28 protein-coding genes, 1 tRNA gene and 2 pseudogenes are annotated in these 26821 nt (G+C 53.0%); 18 read left to right on the forward strand and 13 right to left on the reverse strand.

Annotation, left to right across the window (positions count from 1 at the left end):
• Window positions 1-1226: 1226 nt before the first annotated feature.
• Complete coding sequence (locus tag QZ280_RS16555) at window positions 1227-1676, reverse strand: recombinase family protein (RefSeq protein WP_365734903.1); 450 nt, start codon at window positions 1674-1676, stop codon at window positions 1227-1229.
• A gap of 33 nt (window positions 1677-1709) precedes the next feature.
• Here QZ280_RS16555 and QZ280_RS16000 point away from each other — a divergent pair.
• Window positions 1710-2039 (forward strand): annotated as a pseudogene (locus tag QZ280_RS16000) (transposase); the annotation flags it as partial.
• Window positions 2040-2113: 74 nt separating this feature from the next.
• On the opposite strand, the gene QZ280_RS16005 reads toward QZ280_RS16000, so the two are convergent.
• Window positions 2114-2800 (reverse strand): SprT family zinc-dependent metalloprotease, encoded by a 687-nt coding sequence (locus tag QZ280_RS16005; protein WP_293446177.1) that lies wholly within the window; start codon window positions 2798-2800, stop codon window positions 2114-2116.
• Between the two features lie 105 nt (window positions 2801-2905).
• On the opposite strand from QZ280_RS16005, the gene QZ280_RS16010 reads away from it, so the two are divergent.
• Both QZ280_RS16010 and QZ280_RS16015 read left to right on the forward strand, forming a co-directional pair.
• On the forward strand, window positions 2906-3235 hold the full coding sequence (locus QZ280_RS16010) for a TIGR02300 family protein (RefSeq protein ID WP_293446179.1): 330 nt from the start codon (window positions 2906-2908) through the stop codon (window positions 3233-3235).
• Between the two features lie 107 nt (window positions 3236-3342).
• Window positions 3343-3418, forward strand: a tRNA-Ala gene (locus QZ280_RS16015).
• 871 nt (window positions 3419-4289) lie between these two features.
• Here the strand turns inward: QZ280_RS16015 and QZ280_RS16020 are convergent.
• From QZ280_RS16020 to QZ280_RS16030, 3 genes are all read right to left on the reverse strand, one after another.
• Window positions 4290-5582: a peptidoglycan-binding domain-containing protein gene (locus QZ280_RS16020; protein ID WP_293446182.1), complete on the reverse strand. Its 1293-nt coding sequence runs from the start codon at window positions 5580-5582 to the stop codon at window positions 4290-4292.
• Between the two features lie 364 nt (window positions 5583-5946).
• Window positions 5947-6246 (reverse strand): recombinase family protein, encoded by a 300-nt coding sequence (locus QZ280_RS16025; RefSeq protein WP_365734905.1) that lies wholly within the window; start codon window positions 6244-6246, stop codon window positions 5947-5949.
• On the reverse strand, window positions 6234-6353 hold the full coding sequence (locus QZ280_RS16030; protein ID WP_293446185.1) for a recombinase family protein: 120 nt from the start codon (window positions 6351-6353) through the stop codon (window positions 6234-6236). Before QZ280_RS16030 ends, QZ280_RS16025 begins: the two co-directional genes overlap by 13 nt.
• 133 nt (window positions 6354-6486) lie before the next feature.
• On the opposite strand from QZ280_RS16030, the gene QZ280_RS16035 reads away from it, so the two are divergent.
• The 10 genes from QZ280_RS16035 (at window position 6487) to QZ280_RS16080 (ending at window position 16489) form a co-directional block, all read left to right on the forward strand.
• Window positions 6487-6675, forward strand: coding sequence for a hypothetical protein (locus tag QZ280_RS16035; RefSeq protein ID WP_293446187.1), 189 nt, complete (start codon window positions 6487-6489; stop codon window positions 6673-6675).
• 6 nt (window positions 6676-6681) lie between these two features.
• Window positions 6682-6843 (forward strand): hypothetical protein, encoded by a 162-nt coding sequence (locus tag QZ280_RS16040; protein ID WP_293446190.1) that lies wholly within the window; start codon window positions 6682-6684, stop codon window positions 6841-6843.
• A gap of 119 nt (window positions 6844-6962) precedes the next feature.
• Complete coding sequence (locus QZ280_RS16045; RefSeq protein WP_293446193.1) at window positions 6963-7847, forward strand: LysR family transcriptional regulator; 885 nt, start codon at window positions 6963-6965, stop codon at window positions 7845-7847.
• A 95-nt stretch (window positions 7848-7942) separates the two neighbouring features.
• Window positions 7943-10027: a hydantoinase/oxoprolinase family protein gene (locus tag QZ280_RS16050; protein ID WP_293446196.1), complete on the forward strand. Its 2085-nt coding sequence runs from the start codon at window positions 7943-7945 to the stop codon at window positions 10025-10027.
• The gene (locus QZ280_RS16055; RefSeq protein ID WP_293446199.1) at window positions 10027-11733 is read left to right on the forward strand and encodes a hydantoinase B/oxoprolinase family protein; all 1707 of its coding nucleotides are present in this window, start codon (window positions 10027-10029) and stop codon (window positions 11731-11733) included. The genes QZ280_RS16050 and QZ280_RS16055 overlap by 1 nt, the downstream gene beginning before the upstream one ends.
• Entirely contained in the window at window positions 11730-12941 is a 1212-nt protein-coding gene (locus QZ280_RS16060) for an FAD-binding oxidoreductase (RefSeq protein ID WP_293446201.1), read from the forward strand. The genes QZ280_RS16055 and QZ280_RS16060 overlap by 4 nt, the downstream gene beginning before the upstream one ends.
• Window positions 12941-13711 carry an HpcH/HpaI aldolase/citrate lyase family protein gene (locus QZ280_RS16065; RefSeq protein ID WP_293446203.1) on the forward strand — a complete coding sequence of 257 codons (771 nt, stop codon included), beginning with the start codon at window positions 12941-12943 and terminating at the stop codon, window positions 13709-13711. The genes QZ280_RS16060 and QZ280_RS16065 overlap by 1 nt, the downstream gene beginning before the upstream one ends.
• Complete coding sequence (locus QZ280_RS16070; protein WP_293446205.1) at window positions 13711-14922, forward strand: pyridoxal phosphate-dependent aminotransferase; 1212 nt, start codon at window positions 13711-13713, stop codon at window positions 14920-14922. Before QZ280_RS16065 ends, QZ280_RS16070 begins: the two co-directional genes overlap by 1 nt.
• A gap of 9 nt (window positions 14923-14931) precedes the next feature.
• The gene (locus QZ280_RS16075) at window positions 14932-15768 is read left to right on the forward strand and encodes an NAD(P)-dependent oxidoreductase (RefSeq protein WP_293446242.1); all 837 of its coding nucleotides are present in this window, start codon (window positions 14932-14934) and stop codon (window positions 15766-15768) included.
• 13 nt (window positions 15769-15781) lie between these two features.
• Entirely contained in the window at window positions 15782-16489 is a 708-nt protein-coding gene (locus QZ280_RS16080; RefSeq protein ID WP_293446207.1) for an SDR family oxidoreductase, read from the forward strand.
• A gap of 231 nt (window positions 16490-16720) precedes the next feature.
• Here the strand turns inward: QZ280_RS16080 and QZ280_RS16085 are convergent, their stop codons facing one another.
• Together QZ280_RS16085 and rpsU are read right to left on the reverse strand one after the other, a co-directional pair.
• Complete coding sequence (locus QZ280_RS16085; RefSeq protein WP_293446209.1) at window positions 16721-17341, reverse strand: CAP domain-containing protein; 621 nt, start codon at window positions 17339-17341, stop codon at window positions 16721-16723.
• 192 nt (window positions 17342-17533) lie between these two features.
• Window positions 17534-17740: a 30S ribosomal protein S21 gene (gene rpsU / locus QZ280_RS16090; protein ID WP_009830066.1), complete on the reverse strand. Its 207-nt coding sequence runs from the start codon at window positions 17738-17740 to the stop codon at window positions 17534-17536.
• Window positions 17741-17858: 118 nt separating this feature from the next.
• Here rpsU and QZ280_RS16095 point away from each other — a divergent pair, with 118 nt between their 5' ends.
• Window positions 17859-18548 (forward strand): COQ9 family protein, encoded by a 690-nt coding sequence (locus tag QZ280_RS16095; RefSeq protein WP_293446215.1) that lies wholly within the window; start codon window positions 17859-17861, stop codon window positions 18546-18548.
• A 21-nt stretch (window positions 18549-18569) separates the two neighbouring features.
• Window positions 18570-19541 (forward strand): NAD(P)H-quinone oxidoreductase, encoded by a 972-nt coding sequence (locus QZ280_RS16100; protein WP_293446217.1) that lies wholly within the window; start codon window positions 18570-18572, stop codon window positions 19539-19541.
• A gap of 50 nt (window positions 19542-19591) precedes the next feature.
• Here the strand turns inward: QZ280_RS16100 and QZ280_RS16105 are convergent.
• A pseudogene (locus tag QZ280_RS16105) lies at window positions 19592-20212 on the reverse strand (ribonuclease T).
• A gap of 129 nt (window positions 20213-20341) precedes the next feature.
• Between QZ280_RS16105 and QZ280_RS16110 the strand changes: the two are divergent.
• Window positions 20342-21097: a DUF1013 domain-containing protein gene (locus QZ280_RS16110; protein ID WP_293446219.1), complete on the forward strand. Its 756-nt coding sequence runs from the start codon at window positions 20342-20344 to the stop codon at window positions 21095-21097.
• A gap of 108 nt (window positions 21098-21205) precedes the next feature.
• On the opposite strand, the gene QZ280_RS16115 is transcribed toward QZ280_RS16110, so the two are convergent.
• The 5 genes from QZ280_RS16115 to QZ280_RS16135 form a co-directional block, all read right to left on the reverse strand.
• Window positions 21206-21496: a hypothetical protein gene (locus QZ280_RS16115; RefSeq protein ID WP_293446221.1), complete on the reverse strand. Its 291-nt coding sequence runs from the start codon at window positions 21494-21496 to the stop codon at window positions 21206-21208.
• Between the two features lie 318 nt (window positions 21497-21814).
• On the reverse strand, window positions 21815-22408 hold the full coding sequence (recR, locus tag QZ280_RS16120) for a recombination mediator RecR (protein ID WP_293446223.1): 594 nt from the start codon (window positions 22406-22408) through the stop codon (window positions 21815-21817).
• Window positions 22409-22486: 78 nt separating this feature from the next.
• On the reverse strand, window positions 22487-22831 hold the full coding sequence (locus tag QZ280_RS16125) for a YbaB/EbfC family nucleoid-associated protein (RefSeq protein ID WP_293446225.1): 345 nt from the start codon (window positions 22829-22831) through the stop codon (window positions 22487-22489).
• A 13-nt stretch (window positions 22832-22844) separates the two neighbouring features.
• On the reverse strand, window positions 22845-23183 hold the full coding sequence (locus QZ280_RS16130) for a hypothetical protein (RefSeq protein WP_293446228.1): 339 nt from the start codon (window positions 23181-23183) through the stop codon (window positions 22845-22847).
• A 389-nt stretch (window positions 23184-23572) separates the two neighbouring features.
• Window positions 23573-25312, reverse strand: coding sequence for a DNA polymerase III subunit gamma/tau (locus tag QZ280_RS16135; protein WP_293446231.1), 1740 nt, complete (start codon window positions 25310-25312; stop codon window positions 23573-23575).
• Window positions 25313-25421: 109 nt separating this feature from the next.
• Here QZ280_RS16135 and QZ280_RS16140 point away from each other — a divergent pair, with 109 nt between their 5' ends.
• Window positions 25422-26267 carry a neutral zinc metallopeptidase gene (locus QZ280_RS16140; RefSeq protein ID WP_293446234.1) on the forward strand — a complete coding sequence of 282 codons (846 nt, stop codon included), beginning with the start codon at window positions 25422-25424 and terminating at the stop codon, window positions 26265-26267.
• A gap of 3 nt (window positions 26268-26270) precedes the next feature.
• On the forward strand, window positions 26271-26771 hold the full coding sequence (locus QZ280_RS16145; protein WP_293446237.1) for a dual specificity protein phosphatase family protein: 501 nt from the start codon (window positions 26271-26273) through the stop codon (window positions 26769-26771).
• The last annotated feature ends 50 nt before the right edge of the window (window positions 26772-26821 follow it).

Genomic DNA, 26821 nt, shown 5'->3' on the forward strand with positions numbered 1-26821 from the left:
CGTCAGGCTCATAACCTGAAGGTCGTAGGTTCAAATCCTACTCCCGCAACCAATAACCCCTATGATATTATTATAGTATTCCCCCCTCTGGGGAACCGCGTGACTTCCTGTTTTACTGGATGTTACCAATAGTGTGCCAATAAAATAGCTTTACCGGTTCAGCCTACGCAGTTTGAATTTTAAAACTATTATCCAAAGAGCGCCGAACACAGTCAGTGCAGGCCAGATAATAACAAAAATCCATATATTGATTGCTTCGTAGCTGATGCCCAAAAGCTGGGCAAGGTCAACTAACGCAACCACACACATTTTGAACAGCACATCTACCCAGTGAACACCACTGTCGCCCATCGTGTGTAAAGCACGTTGGTAGTGGTCACTTATGTCCTGTATTGCATTCATTTGGATTTAAGAACCTTGATGGCCTCTGCGCTCATATCATCGACCTGAATATTGTAACTTAACCGTTAGCATCCTCAACCTTCTCGTTGAAAGTGATTGCGGTATGTGTGTGCGGATCGTAATAGCTAAGCATCTATTGTCAAAAATTTGATTTTTGTCTTTGTTCTTTTTTGCGGTTGGAGCCCAACGCAATCCCCAGCAGACACGAAAGAGCACATTCCAGATCAATTTCTAATTTATCTGTGTCTGTCTGTCTGTCTGTCTGTCTGTCTGTCTGTGGGTGAGTGCAGTACAATGCGATTAATGAGGCCCCTCAAGGCTTACTGAGCCTCTTGAATTCCCCCTGACTTGCTGAGGTCTGAAATCAAGCCCTGGACCCGCTCTTGTTAGGTCGTGGCCATATTTAGGCGGATGGGGATAAGGATCTGGCGCAGGCCTGCGTGAAAGATCTTTCTAGAGCGTCTCACACCGCTTAGTAAGGGCCTACATTTTGTCTTTGATTTAGTCTGCTGGAATGCCGGTGATGATTGGTTCTACAAGTTTGGTGTGGTCGCGACTGTCAGTAGCGAGCTCTTTTTTCTTGGACGCAGCGTCCTTGTTCGGTGTGTGCGTTCAGGCGATCACGTTCCTTGGCGTATTCTTCGTAGAACACTTAGAGCAGGTCTTGGTCCATCAGTTTGTTCTGCAGTGCCCTTAACATACGAGCTTGCAAATCTGATTGTGAAATTGTGAGACGGTTTTTGCAGAGCGTTTTGCACCTATCGCGTGCTGTTGAGCAGCCAGATTAAGGTTGAGGAACTTTCGAAGATCTACCCCCGTAGCACCTACAGGTAAGCAAACCCGAAAACAAAGTACACGTGCGCCGTTGGTCTCAAATATTGGTGTTGGTGTCTTTGGTTATGAGAGCGCCTTTTCGGATTTTTACTGTGCCCCAGAGAGTCTGGCCAACGATACGAAGTGTGGGGATATCTGTGACGACCCATTCCGGTTCTGGGTTGAGGCGTAACTTGCGTTGGTCGGTGTCGGGGTTTTGCATGGTTCCGTCTATTCCAGATCGTGAGACCGATGTAGAGCTTGTTGTTAACGATGCAGGTGCCGCGCTCGCGGTTACCATGAAGTGTGGACGCGCTCCAACCTCTTCCAAACGGGCCAAGGATACCTTCACCATACAAGGCATCTGCGATCTTCTTGGACGAGATGCCTTTGGCATAGTTGGTGAAATTCCGTTTATTCGTAGTGGTTTCAGCGGGAATTATGGCTCGGTCGCCTTTTATGGGGTCACCAGTTTTGGTATACTATACGAGGTTTTTATAACTGCAGCCCAAGTGAGCGATTATACTGGCACAGCGGCCTTGATGAACGGCCGGCCAAAAGCCGAATGGTTTCTCGCTGATCGAGGGTATGATGCCGATTGGTTCGGCGAAATCTTTTTAGATAAGGGCACACAGCCCAGCACTCTGGGACGATAATCACTCAAGAAGACCGTCAATTATGACAAGCGACGATACAAACGCCGCAACCGCATCGAAAGGATGTTCGGCTGGCTCAAAGACTGGCTGCGTGTCTTAACCCGTTATGACCGCTGTCCAAAGGCCTTCCTGTCAGCAATCGCTCTCGCAGCAACAGTCATATTCTAGTTATGAGTCCTGACCCTAATAGGTTACTTACACGCAAAGACCCGGAAGTCAGCTTTTCCCCACCCCCCTGAATTTCAAAACTTATAACTATGCAGCGCACTCCCATTTTTGCGCAGCCATGCGCGTGGTTCGCTGTATGGGCCATGTATCTGCGCCACAGTATTCCAGAACGCGCTGGAGTGGTTCATTTCGGCCAAATGCGACACCTCATGCGCGGCGACGTAATTCAACACCTCTGGTGGGCACAGGATCAAGCGCCACGAATACATCAAAGCACCATCGCTGGTGCACGACCCCCAGCGAGAGCGCGTATCGCGTAACGTAAGGCGTGTGTAGGGCAGGCCAAGCATATCTGCGTAGTTATCTGATGCCCCCGCCAAACGATCCCTTGCCATTTGTTTGAGGAAGGCCTGCAAGCGTGTACCGACCTGCTCCGGCTTACCTGGCACGGACAGCGAACCCTCGTGCAATGCAACACGCCGTCCTTGGCCTTCGATAATCTGACGCTCAACGCCTTCAATGGGCAGGGACCCCCCAAGCGTGATCAACTGATCTACACCGCGTTTGTCGAGATGTCCGCGTAGCCAGTCGGCTTTTTCGCGCGCGAAAGCGATTCCCTTGGCCTCGCTCACACCACGGGGCAATGTGAGCGTGACCCGCCCGTCGAGTTGCGAAATCCTTAACGAAATCCGCTTCGCACGGGCGGATTTTCGCAAAATAAGCGGCACGGGAGGAGTGCCGTCTAAAATATGCTGCCTCATATGCACTCCTCTTAGCTAAAACGCTGCAAAGCCTTTGACACTCTTCCTAGGGTGTGGCAGTTGCCGATGACCGTCGAAAGACCAAATTATTCGTGAGGATTTTTCATGCCCAAGGAAGAATGGGGCGTCAAGCGCCTGTGCCCGACCACGGGTAAGCGATTTTACGATCTGAACAAAGACCCAATCGTCAGCCCCTACACAGGTGAGACGATTGAGATGGAGAACGGCAAGAGCCGAATGATCGCAGCTGATGCTGAAGATGCAGCCACAAAAAAAGCCAAAGATGCAGAGGCCGAGGACACAGACGATGTGGTGCTCGACGACGACGAAGACGTCGATCTGGACCTTGGCGATGATGTGCTGGAAGATGATGATGATGACACGGTTTCACTAGATGAAATCGCGGATGTAGCATCGGAAGACGACGACAGCTAAACGCTGTTCTGGCATCGGGGCCAAGTGCGATCCTTTTGTGATTTCAACTTGATCCCGATGCATTCCTTGCCTAGAAGACGCTGCATTAGATGTGCGTCGTCTAATTAGGGGCCTTAGCTCAGCTGGGAGAGCGCCTGCATGGCATGCAGGAGGTCAGGAGTTCGATCCTCCTAGGCTCCACCACTTACGCCAGCCTTTCACAATATCCCTACCTACTTGATTTGAAAGCCTGTATGGGCTCGGATTAGGTCTATTGTGGGGTGTATGACGAGGTGTATTAGTTGAGCTACCCACTTGCTATTGTGGTTAGAAGAGCAGTAAGGAAGAGTTTTTATGCCTGTGTAACGATCCCTGAAGCGTTAAGGCCGTTCTTAAGCAACCGCAAATAAATCTATAAAAGCTTAGGGACCCCTAATGACCGGGATACATATGCAGGCCTGACCGAAAGAGAAGCGGAAATCTGGCGTGAGCTAGACAGGGCAAACCTTGCTAAACATCCACTAAGTATTGTGTTTAATAAGGTAGTAGATATCGCCCATGAGGGTGAGACCTCGTGGATAATAGAAGACCTTTTTGGCCACGATAAACGCTTCACTTTGGAAGATGATATTGGGGAGAAGACCTCAGAGGGATAGGTTCTACACTAAACGCTTTTGATGATCACGAGGCTCAAGTTTCCGCCGTAAGCTATTATTAGGAAGCGGAAGAATCGCTTAACGCCTTCCTTCTAGAGTTCAGAAAGTTCAGTGAAGAAAACTAAGAGCCTAAAAAGAGGAGTAACTCATTCTCTGATGTCGCCCATGAGTACCATAACTCAATATTATTCCGGATAAACAAGAAAACAAACCAGCCCGTAAACTACAACAGTGTTCAGTGGTGACTAACATTTAGGGCTGCTCTGCTTTTGGGCTTTGACTGGGTGAAGGGTGTTGTCCGTCTTAATTGCTTAGTGACGTCTCTAGCCATACTGGACTACGTGAGCTGTCATGGCTATGGCTTAGGTCAAAAGAAATTACAGGCGAGGGGCTGTCACTCCTCGCCACCTATTTTTTAGCTATTCAAATTCAGCATCGAGTTCTTCGTCAGTCAGGGTAGCGGCTATGAACTCTTTCGAGCCAAGGTCCATCATATAATCAGCGTATGCTGACAATAGTAGGCCACTCTCAACAGAGACGTTATATCCGCTCTGAAACTTTCCCTTGTTTTGCTGGATTTTCGTCGAAGTAGAGCCGTCTTCGTAGAGCATGAATACAATTTCTGTGGAACTATTGCCAGCCTCCCGCTTGCCACACATCGCTTCTGGAAAGCATGCTGCTGACTTTTCAAAGCGGCGGCGCATGTTCTTAGCTAGAGCTTTGTCGCTCCACTTATTGACTTTTACTAAAGCTTTTGAAGCTTTGCTAATTTCGTCTTCATTGAGCACAATCGTTTCTCTGATTTTGTCAAACACAGAAGTCTGGTCAACAAAATTTACATCATAAAGTAGTTCTCCCAAATCTGAGACATATGGCTTAATCCACATCTCGCCAATTTCTTCTGTTCCTGGGACGTAATAGGGTACCCGGGGAAAAACTTCCGAGGCTTTGGCTGCGGTTACACCTAAATTTGCGTTACTAGGACGTATTGGCACGCCATACTTTCTTTTACTGTCCTGGTCGTAGGATTTCATTAATTTTTTGAGTTCTTTAACGCGTTCAGTGATAGCGGAGAGCTTTTTACGACTTGAATCGTCTGCCGCTTTTGCAGCGACGTGCGCGCTGATTTGTTCTAATAGCTTGAGCTGTGTTACTAACAGGTCGAACTCTCGTTGAACCTTTTCGGAGTTCACGTAAACATTAGCAACGTTGGTTTGAGTCACTTGTGTATTGTTTACCGTAATCTTTTTTGGCTTTTCTGGCTGAGCTACAATCACATTGGTCGTGTTTGAAATTGCTGCCGTTTGTGGCGCAGGACTGGCTGGTTTAGCTAAATCCGCTAGATAGCTTTGCAAGATCCCGCAATAGCCATTTGGCATGGTGGCGACGCGTCGTAGCGTCTCATTACCACCTGCCTGTGCCTTGAAGTAAGACTGTTTGAGGAACTGTTTTTCAAAAGAGTTTAGTGCACCAGTAATTGGATATCTTAGACAAGCTTGCATCTGCGACACCGCTCGTCTTGTTTTTTGGCCTAAAACGCCATCTGCGGAACCAGCACTAAAGCCAAAGTAGTTAAGCGATTCTTGTATGCTTTTGTTTTCAGCACGCTGTGCGTTTGAGATTGAAGGGCGAACTCTCTTTTTCGAACGACTTGTGGTTGATCTTGTAGTAGTTTTTGCGTTGCCTTGGTTTGCAATAGCCGCTCCGATCATAGCTCCCATTAGACCTTTTACGAAATCGTCACTTGCGGCTGCTGGCGACGCAACTGTCGAACAGAATAGTATCACGGTTATGCTTTTTCGGATTAATTGAGACATTTCATACCCAGGTTGTTTAACTGTTTTTATTACAAATAGCCTTATCGCTGATCAAGACAACATATAATTTAATTTTTAACATTCATACATTAACGCTGCGAACGCATCCAAGGTGATAATCCTGATCGTTGATTGACAATATGTTGCCTCACATTGGTCAGCGAATCAAGTCGCACCTTGAGACTCAAGCTTATCTCGCAGCCGCCATACAGAATTTTTAGGCAAGGCCCGCTTAATAGTGATAGTAGGCACACCGACCTCAAATAGCTTCTGTATTCAATATCCTATGAACTGACATACGGCTAATGCTCATCTCCTCAGCAATCTTGTAAGTGCTGTAGCCGTCAGCCTTCATCTGCCTGACCTTCTCACGGTCAATAGGCTTCTTTGTTCCCTTGTATACGCCTCCAGCCTTCGCTTTAGAAATACCTTCAGCTTGTCGCTTTCTGATGATGTTACGTTCAAACTCAGCAAACGCCCCCATCATCTGTAACTGTAGCTTGGCGAAGGCGTCATCTGCCTCAGCTGAGAATGTCAGGTGTTCAGCTAGGAAGCTGATAGATACCCCTTAATGTTCAGGGTACTAATGATGTCCTGTGGATCCCGTGCAAGTCTGTCTATGGAGTAAACAACAACAGCATCACCTTCACGAGCGTAATTAATCACAGCTTGTGTGCTGGCCTGTCCTTGGCTGACTCACCTGACATATATGAGCGTGGATTATCCCTGAATGTGATGTCCAAATCTTTCGGCTTGCCTGGGCTGGATTGCCTGTCAGGAAGCTGAGATCGTCTCGAAGATGGAACGCCTCAAACACTACCTGTTTATCCGCTATTCAGGCTCGTCAGAGCGGTTGACGATGATCGCCTTGCGTAACAAAGACCATATTCTGGCGCGCAACTGCGCAATCGTTGACGAGAACCTGCCGAATTGGGATGCGTTCTTTGCCCGCCATTCGGAGCTGTTTGAATGGCAGCGACCTGATTGATCTTGCATGGCCTTTCCACGCTACAAAGGGGCGGACGGCGTCGAGGCGTTTTGTGCATTACTTGTTGAGGAAAGCGGTGTTTTGTTCCTTCCCAGCACGATCTATTCCTCTGATCTGGGACTAACGCCAACGGATCGCTTGCGTAGGTTTCGGGCGCGCCAACCTTGATGAAGGGCGGGCAGCACTTGATGCGCATTTGATGCGCAGCGGGGTTGCTCACACAGTTTGAAAGGGTAACTTTAGGATCAACGAAACCTATCGCTGAGGCAAGGATGATAAAGAGTAAGGTGACGCTAAAACAGCTAGAGGCGTTTGCCTTTGTCGTTGATACAGGAACCTTTCGGGCTGCAGCCTCAGCCCTTGGTACGACGCAACCCAACATTTCAGCTCGTATCACAGCGCTTGAAACTGCGCTAAACGTGATCTTGCTGATCCGCGATGCAGGCTCGCTGCGCTTGACGACAGACGGGGAAAAACTGCTGCAAAAAACGCGTGAGGTTCTGTGGGCAGGCGAGGCGCTGATCGAGGAAGCCGGACGTCAGGAATTGATCGAAGAAACACTACGGCTTGGCGTTACTGAGCTTGTGGCCTGTACATGGTTACAAACTTTTTTGCGCTTGATGAAAGATGCCTACCCCAAGCTGCGCATTCAGCTGGAGGTCGATCTTTCCACAGCTATTGATGCACGCTTGATGGAAGGGCAGCTCGACCTTGCGCTGCAAACGGGGCCTTTCAAAACCAAGAGCTTTACCAATGAGGGGTTGGGCCAAGAGCACTATTGTTGGGTCGCCAATACCGAACTTAGGCACCGCCTTGCTGCCAAACCTGCTTTGGATAAGCTGTTTGATCTGACAGTTATTACTCATGCCAAGCACACACAGGCCTGCGCAGCGCTGCACGAAGTTGTTAAGGCACGCGGACTGGGCCAAGAGCCAATTGTGCATTCGAGTGCTTTATCAGCCTGCCTTCCTATGGTGCTCGAAGGTCTTGGTGTGGCGCTCTTGCCCGAGCGGCTTGTTGCAGCAGACGTTGCAGCTGGTAATTTACACGAGATAGAGAGTGATTGGCTGCCTGATCCATTGCTGTTTCATGCCCGTTATGCACCGGCCCGTTCAGCGCGTTACGTGGAGAAAGCAGCTAAGATTGCCAAAGTTGCGATGCAGCAGAAGTAGATCGATAAAATTGATCGAGGTGAAAGATTTAATTGATTTGATTGTTGTGACCGTTTCAGGCCACTTGCATTTGTAATTCATTGCAGGAGCTTCAGATGGCAGCGACATCCATCCGCCTTGGCGTCGATATCGGCGGCACGTTTACTGACGTAGTGTTGGAGAAAGACGGTGTGCTGTTCTCTACCAAAGTGCTGACAACCTACGCCGCCCCGGAAAATGCGATCATTGATGGGATGCATCAGGTTTGCGCCAAGGCGAATGTCGCTCCAAGCAAAATTGACCAGATCATCCATGGCACCACCTTGGCGACCAACGCGCTGATCGAGCGGCGCGGGGCGAAGACGGCCCTGATCACCACGGAAGGGTTTCGCGATGTTATCGAGATGCGGACCGAGTCGCGGTTTGAGCAATATGACCTCAACTTGAACCTGCCAGAGCCTCTGTTGCCGCGTCAGATGCGCTTCACGGTTGCGGGACGCGTGGATGCCAATGGCCACGTCTTGGTTGATATCGATCGAGGAGAGGTGGAGACCGTTGTTGATAAAATCGCAGAAGCGGGCTTTGAGAGCGTCGCGGTCGGCTTGATCCACTCCTACCTGAACTCAGCCCACGAAGAATTGGTGCGCGATGTTTTGGCCGAAAAGCTGCCAGACGTGGCGATCTCAATTTCGTCCGAAGTCAGCCCCCAGATGCGCGAGTACGAGCGGTTCAACACCGTCGTCGCTAACGCCTATATCAAACCTCTAATGGCGTCGTATCTGGGTCGCCTTGAGGATCGTCTCAAGACTGAAGGCGTCGCGTGCCGTATCTTCCTGATGCACTCTGGTGGTGGCATTATCTCCATTCAAAACGCTGCGGATTTTCCTGTGCGTTTGGTCGAATCCGGCCCTGCAGGGGGGGCAGTGTTTGCAGCGCACATTGCAGCACGTTACGGCTTGGACAAAGTCCTTTCGTTCGATATGGGCGGCACAACTGCCAAGATCTGTCTGATCAAAAACCAGACGCCCAAGACCTCTCGTGTCTTTGAAGTTGCCCGCACGTATCGTTTCAAAAAAGGCTCGGGCATGCCGATTTCGATCCCTGTGATCGACATGGTTGAGATTGGTGCAGGGGGCGGATCTCTCGCGCACGTTGATGCCATGCGTCAGATCAGGGTTGGCCCAGAAAGCGCCGGGTCCGAACCAGGACCCGCGTGTTATGGCCGTGGAGGAGAACGCCCGGGTGTGACGGATGCTGATTTGGTTTTGGGCAAGCTGGACCCGGAAAATTTTGCAGGCGGCTCGATCAGACTTCACCCCGGTGCCTCTAAATCTGCGCTGAGTACAGTAGTCGGCGATACGCTGGATATGGATGCTGTTGAAGCCGCTTTTGGTGTTGTCGAAGTGGTCGATGAAAACATGGCAAACGCTGCGCGCGTGCATGCTGTGGAAAACGGTGAAGACTTGTCTCAATATACTATGATTGCCTTTGGCGGGGCGGCTCCGCTGCACGCGGGGCGCTTGTGCGAAAAGCTGGGCGTGGACCGCTTGCTGGTGCCACCGGGGGCGGGCGTTGGGTCTGCCATCGGCTTCTTGCGCGCGCCGTTTTCGTTTGAGGCGAACCGCTCCGTCTATATGAAGCTGTCTGATTTCGACGGTGATCGGATCAAATCCTTGCTTACAGATTTGAAAACCGAGGCGACTGGTTTCGTGCGCACCTGCGACGAAGTCTCACCGATCCTGTCAGAGTTCAAAGTCTACATGCGATATACGGGACAAGGGTGGGAAATACCAATTGAACTGACCGAAGAGCAGGCGATGAACCCCGATGCCGTCACGTTTGAAGTGCGCTTCATTGAGGATTATTCCAAACTCTTTGGTCGTCCGGTTGAAGGGATGGATATCGAAATCACTGTTTGGTCCGTCAACGCCACCACGCCCTTTGAAAAGGTCATGCGGATGGATGAAACAGACGGCTCTGATGTGGCGACTGTTGCGGGTCAACGTTCATTGTTTGATGCGGCGACGGCCAAGTATCTGGATGCGCAAGTCGTCAATCGCTTCGATATGGACGCAGGTCAGCGTGCCAAGGGGCCGGCCGCGGTTGTTGAGGATGAAACCACCATCATCGTGCCTGCCAGTCGCGATGCAATCCGTCAGCCTGATGGCTGTATCGATGTAGTGGTGAAAGGATCAGTGTAATGACCCAACATTCAAAAGTTGCGTACCAAGTCATGTGGAACCGCCTGATTTCGGTGGTCGAAGAACAAGCGCAAGCGTTGGTTCGCACAGCGTTTTCAACTTCCGTACGCGAAGCAGGCGATTTGTCAGCCGGTGTCTATGACACCCAAGGCCAAATGCTTGCGCAGGCCGTCACTGGCACGCCAGGCCACGTGAATGCGATGGCGGATGCGGTGGCTCATTTCATCCGACGCATTGGCCGCGAAAATATCTCTGAAGGCGATGTTTATATCACCAACGATCCATGGGAAGGCACGGGACACCTGCACGACATCACCATGGTAACACCGTCGTTCCACAAGGGCAGTCACGTCGGCTTCTTTGCCTGCACTGCGCATATTGTGGACATTGGCGGTCGCGGTTTTGGTGCAGATGCGGCCAGTGTTTATGAAGAGGGTCTCTATATCCCAATCATGAAGTTCGCTGACAAGGGCAGTGTTGATGAAACCCTGACCCGCATCATTCGCGGCAACGTGCGCGAGCCGGATCAACTAATCGGTGACATCTACGCGTTGGTGACTTGTAACGAAATTGGCCATCGTCGGTTGATTGACATGATGGAGGAGTTTGACCTCGCGCATCTTGATGGCATCGCGGAGTTCATTCTTGAAAACTCGCGCCGTGCCACGATTGAACGCATCGCCGCTTTGCCACAGGAAACGGCTGAGGGTGAGATGACAATGGACGGTTTTGAAAAGCCGATCACATTGAAGGTCAAAGTGAGCATAGAGGGCGACAAAATCGTCTCGGACTTTACAGGTTCCTCTGGCCTCGACAAGAAGGGCATCAACTGCCCGTTGGTTTACGCCAAGGCCTATGCTTGCTACGCTTTGAAAGTTGCCATCGCGCCGGAAATTCCAAACAATGCCGCGTCTTTGGCACCGTTTGAGATCACAGCGCCCGAAAATACAATCGTCAATGCCTTGCACCCCGCCCCTGTGGCTCTGCGCCATATCGTGGGCCACTTCGTGCCAGACGCGGTATTCAATGCGTTCGACAAGATCGTTCCTGACCTCGTGCCTGCCGAAGGTGCTGGGTGTTTGTGTAATTTCCAAGTGTCGCTGCGTCCCCGCACGGATGCGCCCGCGCCAGCAAATGCACGCCGAAATGAAGTACTGACGTTCAACTCTGGCGGCTCTGGCGCGCGGCCCGAACATGACGGATTGAACGCGACAGCCTTCCCGTCTGGCGTGATGACAATGCCGATTGAAGCGACGGAACACGCTGGCCCCGTGATCATCTGGCGCAAGGAGTTGCGGCCTGATTCTGGTGGCGCGGGAAAGACTCGTGGTGGCCTCGGTCAATATATGGAAGTTGGCGCGCAAGAAGGGCATGAGTTCGACATCCAAGCGATGTTCGACCGTGTTGATCACCCTGCACGTGGCCGTCGTGGTGGCAGTGCAGGGGCACCTACAACGATTGCTCAAGACGATGGCAGCGCGATGAACGGCAAGGGCAAACAATTCGTGGCCCATGGTCGCCGCGTCGCCATGGCTTTCCCAGGGGGCGCAGGCTACGGCGATCCATCCGAGCGTTCCGTAGAGCTGGTGAAACATGATCTGGCGCGTGGCTATATTTCGGCCGAAACAGCTGCGAAGGACTACGAATTATCGGCCGCAGATATCGCTGACGTCCAAGCCGCTGTTGCACGAGGGGACAAGATATGAAGACCCAAACACCACAAAGTACATCCTATGACGTCGTGATTATTGGCGGCGCGATGATGGGGGCATCAGCCGCTTGGTTCCTGTCAGATGACAAGGACTTTGATGGTAAAGTGTTGGTTGTGGATCGCGATCTAAGCTATGAAAACACCTCGACGATGCACACCAATTCATGCATGCGCCAGCAGTTTTCAGGCGAGTTGAATGTACGTATCAGCCAGTTTGCCGCAGACTTCGTTAAGAACCTGCCGCGCTACATGGGCAATGACGACCGTGTGCCAGAACTGTCGATCCGCTCCTTCGGCTATATGTATCTCGCCGATAACGACGGCTTTGCAGAAGTGCTGCGCGAAAGCCAAGCGGTGCAAGTCGCTGTGGGTGCCGCGACACAGTTGATGACGCCCGATCAGATCAAAGCTGCCTATCCGTTCTACAATGTCGATGACATCGTTTTGGGTTCAATCAATCTTGTTGACGAAGGGTTTTGGGACGCGACCGCCGTATTCGATTGGTGGCGCAAGTCCGCGCGTGAACGTGGTGTCGAATACATCGAGAACGAGGTCGTTGCGATCACCAAAAACGCGGCGGGTACGCGCGTTGAAAGCGTGACGCTGAAATCGGGCGAGGTTATCTCTTGCGGTCAAGTGTTGAATGCGTCTGGTCCAAGGGCATCCCGCACCGCTGAAATGGCAGGCATCACCGTGCCAATTGAGCCGCGCAAGCGCTTCTCTTGGATCTTCTCAGCTGAGAAATCGCTAGACCGTGACCTGCCCCTGACGATTGATCCTTCAGGCATTCACGTTCGCGAAAATGGAGGTGGCACGTATCAATGTGGCGGGCATTCAAACATTGATCCTGCGGCGGACTACGATGACTTCGATATGGATCACAGCATTTGGGAAAACCACGTCTGGCCGATCCTTGCCACTCGCATTCCGCAGTTTGAGGCGATCAAAGTGCAATCCGAATGGGCAGGGCATTACGCCTACAACACCTTTGATCACAACGCGATTCTGGGTCCTCATTTGGAGGTCGAGAACTTCTTCTTTCTCAATGGATTTTCGGGGCATGGCTTACAGCAATCCCCTGCCATGGGGCGCGGCACGGCTGAAATCATAGTGCATGGAGCTTATAAAACGCTCGACATGACGCAGTTTCATTTCGACCGCATTCCAGCGGGTCGCAAAATCATCGAGAAGGCGATCATCTGATGAAACTTGCTGCAAATCCTTTCACCCATGCGCTTGGTGCTGGTGATAAACAGGTTGGCCTTTGGATCAGCCTGTGCAGCAATTTCGTTGCCGAAGTCACCGCGCATGCGGGCTATGACTGGGCGCTGATCGATATGGAGCACAGCCCCAACGACTACTTTAGCGTTTTGAGCCAAATGCAGGCTTTTGCCGCCAGTGACACTACTGCAATTGTACGGGTCGAATGGAACGATACAGTCGCGGTTAAACGGCTGCTTGATTTGGGTGCGCCAGGTATTTTGTTCCCGATGATCCAATCGGTCGAGGAGGCTGAGAAAGCCGTCGCGGCAACCCGCTATCCACCCCACGGCGTACGCGGTGTATCGGGCGGTACACGGGCCACCAAATTCGGACGTGTGAAGGATTACGTCGTGCGTATTGAAGAGGAAACAACCGTCCTTTTGCAGCTTGAAACACGCGCCGCTGTTGAGCGGGCCGAAGCGATTGCGGATGTGGATGGTATTCACGGGATTTTCTTTGGCCCGGCTGATATCGCAGCGGACATTGGAAAACTTGGCAAACCGATGGACGCGGAGGTGTGGGCGTTGATCAAACCTGCTGCTCAGAAGCTTATTGCAAAAGGAATTCCAGTTGGAACGCTTGTCCTTGATCCTGCATTTGCAACTGAATTGCTGAACGAAGGGTTCACCTTCGTTGCGTGTGGAACGGACGCGAGTTTGCTTGCTAAAGCGTCTGACCATCTGCTCGCCACCGTCAAAGAAGGCTTGTAATGAAGTTCGCGTCGTCCCGCCTTGATCTGGTCAAACCTTCCGCGTCTGCGTGGGTCAGCCAAGCCGCAAAAGAGGCCAAGGCACGCGGCGAAGATGTTATTGACCTTGGCCTCGGCGAGCCAGATTTCGACACGCCTGCGCATATCATAGAGGCGGCCCATCGAGCTGCCTTGCGCGGTGAAACGCGGTATCCCCCGACAAACGGCACGCTAGCAATGCGCCAAGCGGTGGTGGATAAGCTGGCTCGTGAAAACAAATTGAGTTACGCACCCGACGACGTCATCGTCTCGAATGGGGCGAAGCAGGTTTTGTTCAATGCAATGATGGGGACGCTGGAAGATGGCGACGAAGTCTTGATGTGCGCGCCCTATTTTGGGCAGTACAAGGACATCGTATTGATCCTTGGCGGCCAAGCCGTGGCTCTGGAATGTCCAGCGGAAAATGGCTTTCAACTGAGGCCGACACAGCTTGAAGCGGCGATCACCCCCAAGACCCGCTGGATCATGCTGAACCTACCATCAAATCCCGCAGGTGCTGTGTATTCGGATGAAGATTTGCGTGAACTGGGCGCAGTTTTAGAGAAACATCCCGACGTGCTGATCCTCTCGGACGAGATTTACGAGCACATCTTGTTTGATGGCCGCACGTTTCTGTCTTTTGCCGCGGCCAATCCATCGCTGAAAGACCGCACTCTCACAGTGAACGGTGTGTCCAAGGCCTATGCGATGACCGGTTGGCGCATAGGCTACGGTGTGGGGCCAAAGCCGTTGATTGCCGCAATGACCAAAGTGCAGAGCCAGATTTGCTCGGGCGCTTGTTCAGTTGCGCAAGCCGCTGCAGCTGCCGCGCTGAACGGACCGCAAGACGATGTGCGCCGTTTCTGCGCCGCTTTTGAGGAGCGCCGTAATTTGGTTGTGGAGCGCATTTCGCAGATCGATGGGCTGACGCTCGATCCGCCGGGGGGTGCTTTTTATGGCTTGATCGGATGCGCTGATCTGATCGGTGCGCAAACCACCGATGGTGATGTGCTGGCCAATGATTCTGAGATCACCGCCCATATCCTCAAAGATGCGGGCATCGCTGCCGTTCCGGGCAGTGCTTATGAGCTGTCCCCGTTTTTCCGTATCTCAACGGCTGCTTCGATGGATGTTCTCGGCCAAGCGATAGACCGTATCGCGACATCCGTAGCCAAACTCAAAAGAAAGACCTGAGCCATGAAACTGAAAAAACTTGTCCTTACCGGAGCTGCTGGCCGTCTCGGATCGTACCTACGCGAGCCCCTGTCGAAGATGTGCGACGTGCTTGTGTCTACGGATATCGTCGATGATATCGGTACGCTTTATGACGGCGAGACCTACGCGAAAGGCGATCTGGCGAGCTATGATGACATGATGCGCGTGCTGGAAGGCGCGGATATGGTTGTTCACATGGGCGCATATGCTGATGAGGGACCGTTTGAAAAACTGCTCGGCCCGAATTTTGTGGGCGCCTATAATATCTGGGAAGCTGCCTATCAGCATGGCCTGAAACGCGTCGTTTATGGTAGTTCTATTCATGCGGTCGGGATGCACCCGAAGAATGAGTTCATTGGCATCGACGTGCGTCACCGCCCCGACACATTCTACGGTTTGGCCAAGTGCTTTGCCGAAGATCTGGGGTCGATGTATTGGGACAAACGCGGCCTTGAGAGCGTACATATGCGCATTCTGTCTTGCGCCCAAGTTACCAACGCACGCGCGCTTGGGTCGTGGCTCTCCTACGATGACCTGATCCAACTGGTGCAGCGCAGCATCGAAACACCTGTGACGGGTTTCTCGGTTGTCTACGGGGTTTCGAACAATGATCGTGCGCCGGTCGATAATGCCAAGGCGAGCTTTCTCGGGTATCGTCCCACTGACAATGCCGAAAAATTTGCTGAGGCCATTCAGGCCGAGACCGAGCCGATGGACAGCCAAGATCCTGGCAACATGTGCCACGGCGGACCGTTCGCAAGTGTGGAGCTTGGTAATAGTGGTGTCGCTACGATGAACATCATCGACGATACCAAGAAAACTTAAGAGGAGACCACAGATGTCTGACGTAAAAGTAGCACTGATCACTGCTGGCGGGTCCGGCATGGGCGCAGATAGTGCGCGCGCATTGGCCGCTGATGGGTTCAAGGTTGGTATCCTGTCGTCATCTGGCAAGGGCGAAGCCTTGGCCAAGGAATTGGGTGGGGTCGGTATCACGGGCACCAACAAATCCGAAGAAGATCTGCAAAAGCTGGTAGATGCCGCAATGGATCATTGGGGGCGCATTGACGTGCTGGTGAATTCCGCGGGCCACGGTCCGCGCGCACCTGTGTTGGAGCTAAAGGACGAAGATTGGCATGAAGGCATGGAGGTTTATTTCCTCAACGCTGTCCGCCCGACACGTTTGGTGACGCCGATCATGTTAAAACAAGGCGGTGGCGCGATCATCAACATCTCGACCTTTGCTGCGTTTGAACCAAATCCAGTCTTCCCGACTTCCGGCGTGATGCGCGCAGGCCTTGCCGCTTACAGCAAGCTGTTCGCCGACAAATACGCGGCTCAGAACATCCGGATGAATAACGTGTTACCCGGATTTATCGACAGCCTTCCAGAAAAAGAAGAGTTCCGCAGCATGATCCCAATGGGGCGCTACGGCAATTCACTGAATGAGATCGCAAGTGTCGTCGCGTTCCTCGCGTCTGGGGGCGGTGCCTATATTACAGGGCAGAACATTCGGGTAGATGGCGGGATTACGCGATCAGTCTAGAGGTTGCGCGACGTGTGCAGAACAAGGTTGGTGCGTCCAGAGCTCAGCTATACGCGATTTATAGATGCTGGCTTCAAGTTTGGCGGAAAATATCGAGCGGTGCGGAAACGACCTGTCGTTCTCTTCCACTAACTCGGTACAGAAGAAAAGGCCTCGCCTCTCTTAGCATCTTAAAAAGAAGGCCCAAGCTTAACGCTCAGGCCTTCTCTCATTCGCAAATGTTATCAAAATTTACTGAGAACCAAGCATCAGTGTCCAACGCGTGGCTGAGCCGGTGCCAGCGCGGCCCAAGCCGAACTCGTCAAAGTCGGGATCCACGTTATTGCGTTGATGGCCCGGTGAGCTGATCCACCCGTTCATTGCAAGGTTTTCGTTCTCTTGTCCCTGCGTAATGTTTTCACTGATAGATTTCCAATTATATCCAGCGGCTGTGGCGCGTGTGCCAATTGTTGAACCATCCTCACCTGCGTGAGAAAAGTAATCCTGCGCCAGCATATCGTCCGAGTGCGCTTGCGCGGCGGCGTTGAGTTGCGCGTTGTACGTAACAGGTGTGACACCCAAAGCCGTGCGCACACCATTGATTAAAGTAGCAAAAGACGCGTCTTCAACTGGATTGGCCTGGAACCCATCGCCGCCAGAGATGGTCAATGGGAAGGGCCCGCTATCACCTGCCGCATTAAGACCACCACCCGCGACCGCCAAGATCTGGCTCGCCGTTACTCCAGCTACGGTTTCAGCGATTGTTTCCTCGGCCGCTGGTGGCGTAGGGTCCATATCTTCTGTTTCGCTGTTACAGGCTGCTAGCAAGAAAGGAGAAAGGGCGATCAGGGCAACTGCGATCGATTTTTTCAATGTCTTGATCCTTCGAACAAAACGAAGAATAACTCATTGCAGATCATCTTAATTTCAACTTGATGTGTAAAGCGATTTCGCTTTTCGATCAAAAATGAGCGGCTCTTCACTCCAAAGAAAAGCAAAACCCCCGCTGGGTAAGCCAACGGGGGTTTCAAATCCAAAAGCATTCTAGCTCTGATCGAGTGGTGCTTAGAGCATCCCCTCGCGCTGTAGCTTTTTGCGCGCCAATTTACGGGAGCGACGGATAGCTTCAGCTTTCTCGCGTGCTTTTTTCTCGGACGGCTTCTCGAAATGTTGCTTGAGCTTCATTTCACGAAAAACGCCTTCACGCTGGAGCTTTTTCTTCAGGGCACGAAGCGCCTGATCGACATTGTTGTCACGAACACTAACCTGCATGTGGTTTTCACCACCTTTCTAGTTTGAAGTTGCAAGGATTTGCAGGAAATGGCCGTATAGCAAAGCGACGCTATGTTGTCTAGTATGACGCCAAGCAGTGAAAAGGACGCAACGCGCTATGACTTATGCTTCTGTGAAAGAGCAACTTTTGGACGCCGCTTTGATCCATGTGGCCTTTGATGGCTGGAGCGACGCAACGTTTGACGCCGCTGTTCAGGATGCGGATGTTGCGCCTGAATTGGCGCATGTCGCTTGCCCGCGCGGAGTGCTCGATCTGGCGATTGCCTATCATTTGCGTGCCGACGTAGAGATGCTCGCACGGTTCGAACGCGAAGATGTAAGTGCTTTGCGTTATTCAGAAAAGGTGACAACGCTGGTTCAGTTCCGCCTTGAAGCGGTGAGCGACAAAGAGGCGGTGCGTCGTGGTACGACGTTGTTTACTTTACCCCATCACGCAGCGGACGGGGCCAAGTTAATCTGGGGCACAGCCGGTGCAATCTGGAACGCGCTTGGCGATACCTCTACCGACTCCAATTGGTATACGAAACGCGCTACTTTGAGCGCTGTGTATTCTTCGACAGTTTTGTTCTGGCTGGGCGATACGTCCGAGGAACACGCTGACACGTGGGCCTTCTTAGAGCGTAGAATCGACGATGTAATGCGCTTTGAGAAAGTGAAAGCGCAAGTGAACGGCTCAGCCGTCTTAAAGCCCTTGCTTGCTGGCCCGAAGTGGGCGCTCAGCTTCTTGAAAGCGCCGAGTACTGAGCCGCGAAATGATTTGCCGGGCCGTTGGTCCGAACGCACCTGAATAACTTGAAAGGATCAGCCCATGCGCGCTGTTGAAATTACGAAGGCCGGTGGCCCTGAGGTCTTGCAACTTTGTGAGCGGCCGGTGCCAGAAGCGCGTCATGGGGAAGTGGTCATCAAAATCGCTTATGCGGGGGTGAATCGCCCTGATGCTTTGCAGCGTGCAGGCTCTTACGCGCCGCCTCTCACGGCCAGCGATTTACCGGGGTTGGAAGCCGCGGGTGAGGTTGTTGTGATTGGCAGTGGTGTTACTCAGTGGGCGATTGGCGATCAGGTTTGCGCGCTTTTGCCCGGTGGGGGATATGCGGAGTTTGTTGCGACGCCAGCCGCGCATTGTTTGCCTGTCCCGAAAGGCATGAGCCTAAAAGAAGCGGCGTGTTTGCCTGAGACCTACTTCACCGTTTTCTCTAACGTTTTTCAACGCGGTGGTTTGAAAGCGGGGGAGCGTTTCTTGGTGCATGGCGGCTCTTCTGGGATTGGCACGACGGCTATTCAATTGGGCAAATTGTTCGGCGCGCGTGTGTTCACGACGGCGGGGTCTGATGAGAAATGCGCTGCCTGTCTCGTGCTTGGCGCAGAGCGTGCGATCAATTATCGTAATGAAGATTTCGTTGAGGTCATGAAAGCCGAAGGCGGGGCTGACCTTGTTCTTGATATGGTCGGTGGAGACTATCTGCCGCGCAATGTGACGACGCTCGCGAATGATGGTCGTCTGGTACAAATTGCGTTCCTGCAAGGGCCAAAGATTGAACTGAATTTCGCGCTTATGATGATGAAGCGTTTGACGATCACGGGATCCACTCTGCGCCCACAGAGCGATTTGGCGAAAGCGCAGATTGCGGCGGCTTTGCGTGAACAAGTTTGGCCTTTGCTAGATGCGGGACGTCTAGGGCCTGTGATGGACAGTGAGTTTGCTTTGGCGGATGCTCCAAGCGCGCATGCGCGTATGGAAAGCAGTGGCCATATTGGTAAGATTGTTTTGAAAGTGGGTTAAAACTCTTTTTTAGCAAAAAGAGTAGCTAAGCACCTTTGCAAAAGAGCTTTTTAGCGAACAGGATCAAACAAGGCGTTGGTCATGGAACAATCCTTTATCGTGTCGCGCCCACAGGGCACGGGGTCCAAATCCTTGGACAAACATACACGGGCTTCTTGAATGCGCCCTTGCTTGCAGGTGATCGTCAGCGTGTTCGTTTGGAGGAGAGTGTTCTCTTTCAAGCATGCTTCCTCGATCACTTTCACGGGGTCTTTCAGCTTGCGAAACAACGCACAGCGATTGATCTTACCGTAGACCTCACGCGACAAAGCGTAGTAGTCGCGGGCTGAAAGCCCTGACCAGGTCCCGTGTTTCTTCTATTGATGCCACGCGAGACCCGAGGTCTCTATGATATCTCTAATCCCATTTGTCATGCTTCGCGACGGTTGACGCTCTGATGTGCGACAAAAGCTGGGCCATCCTTGATGAAACTGCGGCAATAACCCGTGCAGGGTCTAGCCAAAGTCTTTAGACGCATCGTATTGCTCTGAATTTCGCGCGGCCCCTTCCAAAGTACACTACGTAGGGGTCCAGCTCAGCGCGAGCACGTAGTAGTCAAACTCGCCCGCCTTTTCGCCATCTGCGCACAATGAGCCTGCGATCATCATCAGTGCTAAAACCAGTTTGCGCATTGCCTCTTCCCTCTTGGCACATTCGCCACTATATACGGCTCAAGTTCCCCCACAATGGTAACCCGCACCCATCAAAAAGGTGCCGCCTATTTCAGGCGACGAGAGAGATTTGTTTGAAGGAGAGTTCCCATGGCCAAACCGATTATGGCAAGAGCGACCGCCGTATGGCTGGTGGATAACACAACGATCAGCTTCAAGCAGATCGCTGATTTCGTTGGTATGCACGAGCTGGAAGTGCAGGGCATCGCAGACGGTGACGTCGCCGCTGGCGTGAAGGGGTTTGACCCGATTGCCAACAACCAATTGGTTCAGGAAGAAATCGACGCCGCGCAAGACAACGTGATGCATCGGCTGAAGCTCAAGTTTAATGCAGCGGCACAAGGCGAAGAAAAGCGCCGTGGTCCGCGCTATACACCTTTGTCCAAGCGTCAGGATCGTCCGGCGTCCATTTTGTGGCTCGTGAAGTTCCACCCTGAATTGACAGATGGACAGGTAGGCAAGCTGGTCGGTACGACAAAACCTACGATCCAAGCGATCCGTGAGCGTACGCATTGGAACATCAACAACATTCAGCCGATTGATCCTGTGGCTTTGGGTCTGTGTAAGCAGTCTGAGTTGGATGCTGCCGTGCAAAAAGCTGCTGCCAAGAAGGCCGCCGATGGTAAGGTGATGAACGATGACGAGCGCCGCAAACTAGTGAGCACAGAGCAGTCCTTGGGCATGGAAGCAGAGCCTAAGATTCCCACAGCGATTGAAGGTCTTGAGACATTTTCGCTTGGCGATGCGCCTGCTGAGCCTGAGGAAGAGACCGGCGACATTCACGACGCCGAGAGCTTCTTCAACATCAAAAATGATGATGACGCTGAGGCTAGTGACGACAAATAAAGCTGAGCACTTTTGCTAAGTATTGAGCTCGGTGCATGTGACTGCGCCGAGCTTTTTTATATCATGGTGAGGAATGCGGCATGACCGAAGCACCCCCTATTTTGCAATTTACTGTGCTGCTTTGAACTCAAATTGGCCAACCTGATAGCCAAATTCGTCCGTCGCTATGTCCTCACGTCCTGACACAACGGCTGCGATAACCAAAGCACTCAAAAGACCACCGCTTGCGCCGGAAGAAATTGCTTTTTGCTCAATAATATTAACAGGCGCGGAGACTTTGGTGTCGGTGATGCCATTGTAGCTATATTTTGTCTCAATCGCGCGGGATGCTGGACCGTAGGTGGAAACATTAACTGACGCAGGCGACTGAAAGCTGCTTGAAAATGTGCTGCTGCGCATTTGGCAGGGCACACCTTTGATTTCATTTTTCTTCTTGTCGGTTGTGACGAAAGTCCTGACTGCAGCAACTTGAAAACCATCTGGTTTGGGGCTTTGGCACGACATGACAACATCGACTGGCGTTCTGGGTTCATAGGGTTTTCAGGCAGACACGGCGAATGCGGCTAACAAAACAAACGGGGTTCACGTAGGGTTTTTTCACAAAGGATCACGCCGGCGTGGCGTTAACTTGGGGACCATGTCCAGTTGCGCCCCCTCTTTCCAAGAATTTACTGCAAATTCAGGCTGTGTTGGCGGATGGCCTTTGGCGCTAAAGCTTCAAATCGGCTTGCGTGCGTTCATGGCGGCTGTGATGGTGCCGTCGTCAAGGTAATCCAGCTCGCCGCCAATGGGGACGCCCTGCGCGAGGGATGTTAGTTTGGCACGGTTTCCCAGGATGTCAGCGATGTAGTGCGCGGTGGTTTGACCGTCGATCGTGGCGTTGAGGGCGAGAATGACTTCGGTGATGCTTTCGCTGGTCACGCGGTCAATCAAACGGGGTATGCGTAGCTCTTCTGGGCCGATTGCGTCGAGCGCAGAGAGCGTGCCGCCGAGCACATGGTAACGGCCTTTGAATACGCCTGATCGTTCCATCGCCCAAAGATCCGACACGTCTTCAACGACGCACAGAATGCCATTGGCGCGTTTTTCGCTTTCGCAAATGTCGCAGATATCAGCGGTGCCCACATTGCCGCAATTGAGACATTCCCGTGCGGTCGCGGCCACGGTTTGCAAGCTGTCAGCAAGGGGTGTGAGCAAGAGCGCGCGCTTGCGGATCAAATGCAACACCGCACGGCGCGCAGAACGGGGGCCAAGCCCGGGGAGCTTGGCCATCATTTCGATGAGCACGTCGATGTCTTTGGTGCTACTCATTCGCCTGTCCTTCTGGCAGGCCAGGGGAGCCTCCAGCGGGAGTTTAAAGGGCAAGATGAAGCAGTGTGTTGCACAGTTTTAGAACGGTAGTTTCATGTCGGCGGGCAAGCCCAGACCTTCGGTGAGTTTGCCCATTTCACTGGCCGATTTTTCCACCGCTTTTTGTTGCGCTTCTTTGATAGCCGCAAGGATCAAGTCTTCGACGATTTCTTTTTCATCGCCATTGAAAATGGTGGGGTCGATGTCGAGGCCGATGAGTTCGCCTTTAGCAGTCGCCGTGGCTTTCACTAGGCCTGCGCCGCTTTCGCCGGTGACTGTCATGGACGCCAAGTCTTCTTGCAATTGGCCCATCTGGTCCTGCATTTCTTTGGCTTTTCTCATCATGCCCGCCATATCGCCGAGCTGGCCTAGTCCTTTGAACATTTGTAGTCTCCGTTTATGTTTCACGCGCCTCATTCGGTGCGGTGTAAAAGATCATCCCGACACATATTGCAGCGACGAGCGCGATGAACAAGGTCGGGGTGCCAAGACAGCCCTCGGCACGTGCATTTGCGAAGGTGTTTCCGGGGTCCAGCAAGGTCATGAAGGATGCGTAAAAGGACCAGGACACCACAAGGATCAGCGTGCCCAATTGGTGACGAGACCGCAGTGTGATGAGGGTGCCCGCAAGCAAGATCAATGTCATGGGGGTTGTCGCAAGTGCTATGGTTTCGCCTAGCATCGTGACGGGTGTGCCGTCCCAATCGGGCTTGATTCGGGTGCAAGTCGTGCTCATGATGTTGGTCCCGTGGCTATAGTCTTATGCCTGTGAATCAGGGTTATCGCCAAGATCACAGTGCAAAGTGCGCTTACGACGGTGAGGAAGGTGGTTGAGCTGCCAATGCAACTGATCTTTTGTGCCGTGAAATTCGTCCGGTTCATGATGTCCTCAAAAATAACGTGAAACGCCCATGCGCGCCATCCCATGCAAAGGGCGAGGGTCAGCCACAATTTGCGTTGCCCAAGTGCGATGAGGGAAACGGCTATAAGCGAGATGCTGAAAGGGGAGGCGGCGAGGATTGCGGCTTCTTGGAGGCCCGTCGCCTAATTGCCATTCCATTGTGGGCGCAATTCTGCGCAGGCATAGCCAAATAACGCGTCTGTCTCCAAGGTTTACACGGCTGGCTAGTCCTCCTCGAAGGGGTCCCATTCGTCTTCCACCTCTGGGAGTGCATCGACCATTGCCCCTTGCGCGATCTCTTCTGGGGTTTTGATGTCGATGATTTTGGCGCTGGGGAAGGCCTCGAACACGGCCTTGAGCAAGGGGTGTTCTGCCGCTTCTGCCTTAAGCGCAATGTCAGCTGCGTTGCGTTTTTCGGCGATGCTTTCCTTACCGCCCTCATTCACTAGCGTCACGGCCCAGCGATTGCCGGTCCAGAGTTGCAGCTTTTGCCCCAAGCGTTGCGCAAGATCTGAGGGGGCTTTTGGGTGGGGTTCAAATTCGATGCGACCCGGTTGGTAATTGGCAAGGCGCACACCGCCCTCGACTTCAACCAGCAGCTTCACATCACGATTAGCGCGGATTAATTCGACAACATGATCGAAGGTGGGAAAGCGTTCAAGCGCGTCCGCATCAAGTTGCTGCGCCGTTGCGGCACCGCCTGCGCTGCTGCCTGACGTCGTCATACGGGATTGCGCATTGGCGACAGAGGTTGCGCCTGCGCTCATCCCGCCACCACCACCAGAGGGGGGCGGGGGTGGCGTATCTTGCAGCTTGCGGATCAATTCCTCTGGGCTGGGGAGTTCGGCGACATGCGTGAGGCGAATGATCGCCATTTCCGCAGCCATCATGGAATTCGGGGCGCTTGCGACCTCGTCCAGCGCTTTCAGCAGCATTTGCCACATCCGTGTCATCGCGCGCATGGGCAGGTCTGTGGCCATGCGCAGACCGCGTGCGCGCCCGTCTGGGCTGACAGTCGGATCATCCGCCGCATCTGGCGTGATTTTGACGACGCTGATCCAATGGGTGATTTCTGCCAAATCGCGCAAGACCGCCATAGGGTCAGCGCCAGCGGCATATTGCGCGCCAAGTTCTTTCAGGGCTGCTGCTGCATTGCCGTGCATGATCATTTGATAGAGGTCGAGCACGCGACCGCGATCTGCGAGACCCAGCATCGCACGGACTTGCTCAACTGTGGTTTCGCCTGCGCCGTGGCTGATGGCCTGATCCAAGAGGGACGTCGCATCGCGTGCGGACCCTTCGGCGGCACGGGTGATCAGCGCCAATGCATCTTCGGCGATTTCGGCATTCTCGCCAGCAGCGATGCGTTGCAACATGCCGACCATATCTTCGGGTTCAATCCGACGCAGATCGAAACGTTGGCAACGGGATAGGACTGTCACTGGAACTTTGCGAATCTCGGTTGTTGCAAAGATGAATTTCACATGCTCGGGCGGTTCTTCCAGAGTCTTCAACAAAGCATTGAAGGCAGAGGTCGAGAGCATGTGCACTTCGTCGATAATGTAGATTTTGTAGCGGGCCATAGCCGCACGGTAATGCACAGATTCGATAATTTCGCGGATATCGCCAACTCCCGTGCGCGAAGCGGCGTCCATTTCCATGACGTCTACATGACGCCCTTCCATAATCGCCACGCAGCTTTCGCAGACACCACAGGGTTCAGTGGTCGGACCACCAGTTCCATCAGGACCAATGCAATTGATGCCCTTAGCGATAATGCGCGCGGTTGTGGTTTTACCCGTGCCGCGAATACCCGTCATTACAAATGCCTGCGCGATGCGGTCCGCTTCGAACGCGTTCTTGAGCGTGCGCACCATCGCCTTTTGGCCAACAAGATCGGCAAAGGTTTCGGGGCGATATTTGCGCGCGAGGACGCGGTAGGCGGTGTTAGGCGTGTTGGTCATATGCGCTTTCGGGATTCGAACTGTTCATAGGGTAAGCGTGGGTGCGCGCGCCGTCTAGCCGATTGCGCGAAATCAGGGTAGGGATAGGGCAAGTGTTAGGAGAGTTTACATGCGTTTGCGTGGTCGGCGAGGAAGTTGCAGTATTGAAGATCGCCGTCGTCAAGGCGGTGGACGTGGTGGGAAGGCGGCTCCGATTGGTGGGGTTGGTTTAATCTTGGTTCTGGCGATTGGCTATTTTGCAGGTATCGATGTGACGCCCTTGTTGCAGCAAAGCGGTGCCCCACGGCAGAGCGAGACGCAACAGGTTTCCGCAGAGGAAGAGCGTGCAGCAGAATCTTCTTCGCAAATTTTGGCGACGACAGAACAGGTTTGGGGGCAGATTTTCCCACAACAGGTCGGGAAAAATCACACGCCGCCAACCTTGGTGCTTTATGCGGATGTCACGCAAAGCTGGTGTGGTGGGGCCTCCGGTGCGACGGGGCCGTTCTACTGTCCAGCGGATGAAAAGGCCTATCTCGACGCCGCTTTTTTTGCGACTCTGTCGCGCCAATTAGGGGCGGAAGGTGATTTTGCGGCGGCCTATGTGATTGTCCATGAAGTCGCGCATCATGTGCAGAATAAGTTGGGGATCTTGGGGCAGGTCCACCGCGCACGCCAAAAAACCAGCCAGACCGCAGTGAACGCGCTGACAGTGCGTTTGGAGCTGCAAGCGGATCGCCTTAGCGGTGTTTGGGCACGCTCTTTTGAGGGGTTGCTGGAACCCGGCGAAATCGAAGAGGCGCTTAACGCGGCGCGGATGATTGGCGACGATCATCTGCAAAAGCGCGCAGGGCGTGTGCCGCAACCGCATAAGTTTACCCTTGGCATAAACAAACAACGCACAAGCTGGTTCGTCAAGGGCTTCAAGACTGGCGATATCAACAAGTACGACACATTCAGCGCGCGTTGGCTGTAACTTATGACAGATCTGGTCATTCATGCACTAGGGGTTGGTGGCGGATCGCTCGCGATTTCGCAACTGCCCGGTTTGCAAGGTGCCTATGCTGCGGATCTAGCATTTATACGTGATTGGAAACCCTCGATTGTGGTCTCTGCCACAACGCGTGGTGAGCATGCGGAGGCGCGGGTCGAGGCGTTGGGCAAAGATATTCCCGAAAGTGGTGCGCGTTGGATGCATTTGCCCATTGAGGACTACGGCACACCTAACGCGGACTTCATGCGCGCATGGCCGGACGCGCGCAACGCTATTTTGAAAGCGCTGCGTGGCAAAGGGCGCGTGTTGATCCATTGCAAAGGCGGCTGTGGGCGCTCTGGTATGTTGGCGCTGCGCTTGATGGTGGAAGCGGGGGACGACGCCGTTGAGGCGCTGTTGCGTTTGCGCAAAGTGCGCCCCTGCGCCATTGAAACCGACGCGCAATTGCGATGGGCGGTCACGGGATTGCTGCAAAGGGGGGGGTAGGTGAGAGGTTGGACATCGACCCAAGTGGGGCTCGTTGTGGCTGCTTCCTT

The sequence above is a fragment of the Planktotalea sp. genome (assembly GCF_018607995.1).
In the GTDB taxonomy this organism is placed as follows: domain Bacteria; phylum Pseudomonadota; class Alphaproteobacteria; order Rhodobacterales; family Rhodobacteraceae; genus Planktotalea.